The sequence below is a fragment of the Lawsonibacter hominis genome (genome assembly GCF_014287895.1).
In the GTDB taxonomy this organism is placed as follows: Bacteria; Bacillota; Clostridia; order Oscillospirales; family Oscillospiraceae; genus Lawsonibacter_A; species Lawsonibacter_A hominis.
Genome location: NZ_JACOPP010000029.1, coordinates 22,602 through 28,601 on the forward strand (window position 1 = coordinate 22,602; position 6,000 = coordinate 28,601).

General features: G+C 61.8%; 5 protein-coding genes. All 5 read left to right on the plus strand.

The features are described 5' to 3' along the window. Positions 1–182 precede the first annotated feature (182 nt). The 5 genes from H8S57_RS14525 to H8S57_RS14545 all read left to right on the plus strand — a co-directional run bounded on the left by H8S57_RS14525 (position 183) and on the right by H8S57_RS14545 (position 5,873). Positions 183–926 carry a maleate cis-trans isomerase family protein gene (locus H8S57_RS14525; RefSeq protein WP_186908751.1) on the plus strand — a complete coding sequence of 248 codons (744 nt, stop codon included), beginning with the start codon at positions 183–185 and terminating at the stop codon, positions 924–926. 33 nt (positions 927–959) lie between these two features. Further along, complete coding sequence (locus H8S57_RS14530; protein WP_186908752.1) at positions 960–1,688, plus strand: maleate cis-trans isomerase family protein; 729 nt, start codon at positions 960–962, stop codon at positions 1,686–1,688. A 156-nt stretch (positions 1,689–1,844) separates the two neighbouring features. Further along, complete coding sequence (locus H8S57_RS14535; RefSeq protein ID WP_186908753.1) at positions 1,845–3,104, plus strand: Nramp family divalent metal transporter; 1,260 nt, start codon at positions 1,845–1,847, stop codon at positions 3,102–3,104. A 70-nt stretch (positions 3,105–3,174) separates the two neighbouring features. Beyond that, positions 3,175–4,551: a dihydroorotase gene (locus tag H8S57_RS14540; protein ID WP_186908754.1), complete on the plus strand. Its 1,377-nt coding sequence runs from the start codon at positions 3,175–3,177 to the stop codon at positions 4,549–4,551. Positions 4,552–4,559: 8 nt separating this feature from the next. Then, positions 4,560–5,873, plus strand: a complete 1,314-nt coding sequence (locus H8S57_RS14545) for a class-II fumarase/aspartase family protein (RefSeq protein ID WP_186908755.1) — start codon at positions 4,560–4,562, stop codon at positions 5,871–5,873. Positions 5,874–6,000 lie beyond the last annotated feature (127 nt).

The following is a 6,000-nucleotide window of genomic DNA, read 5'->3' on the forward strand; positions in this document are numbered from 1 at the left end:
CCGCATGATTCAACGCGTGCGGATCGGCGCGAAAATTTGTGCCGCAAAAAGGTGCAAAACCGCAGGAATACTTTGCGTATTGCAAGGTTTTGCAACGCATTTGTGGGCCAAATTGGCCGCCAAAATGTGCGTGGGGAATTGTCCGGTGATGCCTAAAGAAAAAACAGAAAGCGGGGTCTACTATGCTTGATCAATCGAGCCTTCCCTACGTGGACGGTCAGCGCGGGCGGATCGGCCTGATCACCCCCGCGCCGGGCAGTTCCACCGAGCAGGAGTTCAATCGCTACAAACCGGAAGGGGTCGCTGTTTTGACCACACGGGTGCCCCTGTTCGGCATTTCCCGGGAGGGTCTGCAGCAGATGAATCGCTATGTGGATGACGCGGCGCTCATGCTGGCCAAGAGTTCCATTGTAGATCTGATCCTGTTCAGCTGCACGGCCGGCAGTTTTCTTGGGGGGAAAGGCTTTGACCAGGAGCTGACGCGCCATCTGGAACAACTCACCGGCGTCAGGGTCACCACGACCAGCACCTGCGTACTCCGCGCGCTGAAGGCGCTGGGCCTGCGCCGGCTGAACGTGGTGACCCCCTATTCCGCCCAGGTCAATGCGCTGGAGCGCCGCTTTCTGGAGGCATGCGGCATTACGGTGGTCCACATTACAGGCGCGCTGCTGGAGCGTTCGCAGGACACGCCGAAGCTGACCGCTGAGACCATGCGCCGATTTGCGCTGGATGCCGACACCCCGGATGCGGATGGGATGTTCATCAGCTGCACAGGCTTGCACGTGGATGGTTTGATCGAGCCGCTGGAGCACGAATTGGGTAAGCCGGTACTGACCAGCAATCAGTGTGGTCTGTGGGGCAGTCTGCGCGCGCTGGGGATTCCGGATCAGCTTCCCGGTCTGGGCACACTGTTCCAGCGCGGATGATCCCAAAGCAGAAAACAGAAAGGTTGTGTTTATATGGACAAGCCGTTTACCGACGGCTGGCGGGGGCGCATCGGTCTCGTGGCCACTGCGCCCGGCAATGCCACAGAAGCCGATTTCAACCGCTACCGTCCAGCGGGCGTGGCCGTTCTCACCACCCGCACGCCCCTGACCGCCTCCACCCCGGAGGGGATACGGGAGATGAACCGCTTTGTGGATGACGCAGCGGCCCTGCTGGCGCAGAACGCCTATTGCGATGTGGTGCTGCTCAGCAGCACGGCCGGCAGTTTTGTGGACGGGCGGGCCGCGGCCCTGGCACACGCCCAAACGCTCAGTCTGGAGATCGGCGCGCAGGTGATCACATCCGCAGAGTGCATGCTGCAGGCGCTGCAGGCACTCAGGGCAAAGCGCGTCACATTGGTAACCCCTTCTTCCCCCGAGCTGAACCGGGCGGAACACGCCTTTTTGAACGAAGCCGGCTTGGATATTGTAAGCGAGGGGGGCTTCCTGCGTTCCGATCCACGGGACATTCTGACCGTCACAGCAGAGGAGATCTTTGATCTGGTCCGGCACTGCGACCGGCCGGAGTCCGACGCGGTCCTGCTAAGCTGCTCGGGCCTGCACGCCATGGAGATCATCGCGCCGATGGAGCGGGAACTGGGCAAGCCGGTGCTGGCCAGCAATCAATTCGGCCTGTGGGGCAGTCTGCGTGCGCTGGGGATCCCGGACAAATATCCGGAGCTTGGGAGCCTGTTCTGTTTGTGAACGCATCCTGTATACTGCTGTATACAGCCGCCGACTCGAGAATAAAGGCGCACAGGCATGTATCAATTGCAAAGACCGGCCACGGCCCTATATACTTACGTTCAGGCGGGAAGGTATGCTGCTCTTCCGCACGAATCGTTCAAATTTGTAGTAGAGGTGAGTGAATTGGCAAACATCGAGCAAACGAAGTCTTCGGACAAAAGCGGCCTGAAGTACTTCCTGGCGGCGCTGGGCCCCGGCTTCATCCTGGCGGCGACCTCCATCGGCCCCGGCTCCATCGTCTCCTCCACAAACGCAGGCGCCAACTTCGGATATAACCTGTTCTGGTGGTTTATCGTGATGCTGGTCTTCCGGGCGGTCTTCTCCCTGGCAATGAACCGGTACACCGTGGTCACCGGCAAGCCCCTGATGGTCGGCATCCGGGAAAAGTACGGCAAAGTGTGGGCCGTGCTGGCGGGTGTGTTCGCCTTCCTCGGCCAGTGCGTGTACGGCATCGGCAACTTTATGGGCTGCGGCCTGGGCATGAACATGCTTTTCCCCGGCCTGCCCGTCAAATACGGCGGTCTCATCGCTCTGGTGATCTGCGCCGTGCTGTTCTTCCTGAAAAACCTGTATCACAAGATGGAGACGGTTATGAAGGTCCTGGTGGGCATCATGGCGATCATCTTCATCATCTCCCTCATCGGTACCGCCGGGATCCCCTATGACGGCACCGTCTCCCACAGCATCGTAGGCATGCCCGCCGGCAGCATGGCGCTCATGCTCTCCCTGCTGGGCACCACCGCCTCCCTGGGCACCTGCGCCTGGGGCTCCTCCCTGGCCAAGGAGAAGGGCTACACCACCCGTGACATCGACCAGGGCGGCCTGCGCATCGACGTGATCGTGGGCGTCATCGCCATCGGCGTCATCTCCCTGTGCTGCTTCTTCGTGGGCGCCAACCTGCTGCCCGGGGCCCCCATCAAAAACGGCATGGACCTGCTGAGCGCCCTCAGCGGCCTGCTGGGCGCCTGGGTGCGTCCCGTCTTCGGCATCGGCTTTTTGGCCGCCGCCATCTCCTCCTTCATGATGGCTCCCAAGCTGGGCATCAACCTGCTGCTCCAGTCCCTGGACAAGGACTCCGGCATGGAGAACAAGGCGGAGAACATCATCAGCATCCTCATGCTGGTCTTTGCCGCTGTGGTCGGCTTCCTGTACAGCGGCGTGCCCGCCCAGCTTCTGACCCTGGCGCAGATCGGCGGCGTCATCAACACCCCCATACTGGGCATCATGACCATTCTGCTCTGCAACCGCAAGGATGAGATGAGCCGTTACAGGGTTGGCAAGGGCTTTACCGTGGTCCTCTCCATCGCCTACCTGTTCGTCATGATCACCGTCATCAACAATCTGATCACAATCGTAGGCAAATTCCTGGCCTGATTTTCCGGCGCCGCCGCTCTGCGGCGGCGCCCTCCCCCTTTTTACAGATCATTTGAAAGGAGCACATGATATGAACTTTGATTTAGTGGTTAAAAATGGCGTCGTCTACACGGAACAGGGCTTTTATAAACTCAACGTGGGCGTGCAGGGTGAAAAGATCGCCGTGCTGGCCGACCCCGCCGTACCTCTGGAGGGCGCAAGGGTCATCGACGCCCAGGGAAAATACGTACTGCCCGGTTTCATCGACTGCCACTGCCACCTGCGGGACCCCGGCCTGACGCAGAAGGAAGACTTCTACACCGGCACCATGGCCGCCGCCCACAGCGGCATCACCATGGTCTGTCCCCAGCCCAATGTGAAGCCCGTGCCCAACACCCTGGCGGACTACCGCGAAGAGGTCCAGGCCGGCCAGGCGCGCGCCGTCATCGACTTCAACCCCATCGGCTGCCCTCTGGGCACCGCCCAGGACGTGACGGAGATCGCCCAGGAGGGGTCCGCCTGGTTCAAGCTCTTTGAAAAAGTGGCCACCTATCCCTACAATACCACCGCCGGTACTCTGGACACGCACCGCATCTACGAGGCCTTCCGGGCCGTGGCCGCCACCGGCAGGTACTGCTCCGTCCACCCCTTCGACAAATATTTCTTCGATGCCGCAGTGGAACAGATCAAGGCCGAAGGCAAGCCCATCACGCTGGAAAATGTGCGCCACATGTGGTACTCCGACGAGGAGATGACCGGCGCGGCCTATCAGCTGTCCTATTACGCCAAGAAGGCGGGGATGAAGTGGTACGCCATGCACGCCTGGATGCCCGGCTACATCGACCTGGTGCGCATGCTCAAGGAGCGGGGCGAGATGACCATCGTATCCTCCTTCGAGTATATGCCCGCCATGGACGCCTCCGACGAGATCTATGACATCGCCGGCGGCAAGTACATCTACCTCAACCACGACGCAAAACCCGACAAGGCCAAGATCTGGGCCGCCATCCGGGACGGCGTCATCGACATGATCGGCTCCGACCACGCTCCCCATGCCCCCAACGAGTACAAGAGCGACGACGCGCTGCACACCGGCGCCGGCTTTGCCATGCTGGACTACTTCGGCCACCTGCTGGTCTCCCACGTGAATGAGGGCGACCTGTCCCTGGAGAAGCTGGTGGAGGTCACCTCCGTCAACTTTGCCAAGGCCTTCGGCATGTACCCCCGCAAGGGCTCCAACGTGGTGGGCAGCGACGCGGACTTCACCATCGTGGACCTGAACCGGGAATGGGTCATCAGCGAACAGGACAAGGTCTACACCAAGACCCAGACCATCCCCTATGTGGGCCGCAAGATGCACGGCGCAGTTACCGGCACCGTGGTCCGGGGCCGTGTGGTCATGGAGAACGGCGAGGTCTTCGGCGAGCCGGGCTATGGCAAGTTCGTCACCGCTGAAAACAGCAAGTGAGGCGCGTGATGGAAGCCATTTTACCCCAGGTCTCCGACCTTTTTTCCCGGGACGGGCGCTTCACCCGCTGGCTGCAGGTGGAGGCCGCCCTGGCAAACGCCCAGGGCGCGCTGGGCATCATCCCCGCGCAGGCGGCGAGGGATATCTCCGAGGCCGCCCATGTGGAGAAGCTGGCCCTGGACCGCTATGACGAATTTTACGCCAAGACCGGACACCCCATGGTCTCCATGCTCCGCCTGCTGGAGGCGGCGGCGGGACCGGAGAGCGGCCAGTACATCCATCTGGGCGCCACCACCCAGGATATCATGGACTCCGCCATGACTCTGGCCCTGCGCAGCATGTTTACCCTGACCCGCGCCAAGCTGGTGAGCATCCAGTCCTCCGTGCTGGACCTGTGCCAGCGCCATGCCGATACCCCCATGATGGGCCGCACCCACAACATCCAGGCCCTGCCCATCACCTTTGGCTATAAGGCCGCCATCTGGGCCGACGAGCTGGAGCGCTGCATCGACCGGCTGGACCAGAGCGCACAGCGCATCCTCGCCCTCCAGCTCTCCGGCGCGGTGGGCTCCATGGTCTCCTTCGGGGAGGATGGGGACGCCATTCAGGAAAAGATGGCCGAACAGCTGGGCCTGAGCGTTCCCGCCGTGTCCTGGCACGCCTCCCGGGACCGCCTGGCCGAATTTACGGGAGAGCTGGCGCTCATCGGCGGCTGTCTTGGGCGGATCGCCCAGGAGGTCTATCTGCTCATGGGCAGCGAGACCGCCGAACTCAGCGAGCCCTGGGCGGCGGGCAAGGTGGGCTCCTCCACCATGCCGCACAAGGTCAACCCCACCTCCACCCAGCACATGATGAGCCTGGCCCGCGACATCCGCTATCACCATGCCGCCGTGTTGGAGATGATGTGGGTGGATCACGAGCGCAACATCATGCATTTCGTGGGTGAGCGCCAACACATCGAGGCCTGCTGCGTGGCCGCCGGAGAACTGCTGGACCGGGCCGACGCGCTGATGGCGGGGCTCCAGGTCAACGAAGCCAATATGCGCGCCAACCTGAACAGGCTGGGCGGGCTGACCCAGTCGGAGCACGTGATGCTGGAGCTGGGCAAGCGCATCGGCAAGCAGCACGCCCACGAGCTCATCAACCAGATCGCCGTGGACGCGTTCCAAAACGGCAAGAACTTCGAAGAAGAGCTCAAGAAAAACGATACCGTGGTCCAGGCACTGGGCGCCGAGCAGATCCATGCCCTGCTGGATCCCATGCAATATCTGGGCAAGTGCCCGGAACTGGCCCGCCGGGCCGTCCAAACCCTGAGGAAATGAGTGATACCATGACACCGATCGCGGAAGAAAGCCTGAAGCTGCATTACGCCAAGCGTGGCAAGATCGAAGTGATCTCCACCGTGCGCGTGCAGGACAAGAACGACCTGAGCCTGGCCTATACCCCGGG

Bases quoted from the DNA above. Each gene is read 5' to 3' on its own strand.
- H8S57_RS14525 (WP_186908751.1), top strand. From the start codon at position 183: ATGCTTGATCAATCGAGCCTTCCCTACGTGGACGGTCAGCGCGGGCGG.
- H8S57_RS14530 (WP_186908752.1), top strand. From the start codon at position 960: ATGGACAAGCCGTTTACCGACGGCTGGCGGGGGCGCATCGGTCTCGTG.
- H8S57_RS14540 (WP_186908754.1), top strand. From the start codon at position 3,175: ATGAACTTTGATTTAGTGGTTAAAAATGGCGTCGTCTACACGGAACAG.
- H8S57_RS14545 (WP_186908755.1), top strand. From the start codon at position 4,560: ATGGAAGCCATTTTACCCCAGGTCTCCGACCTTTTTTCCCGGGACGGG.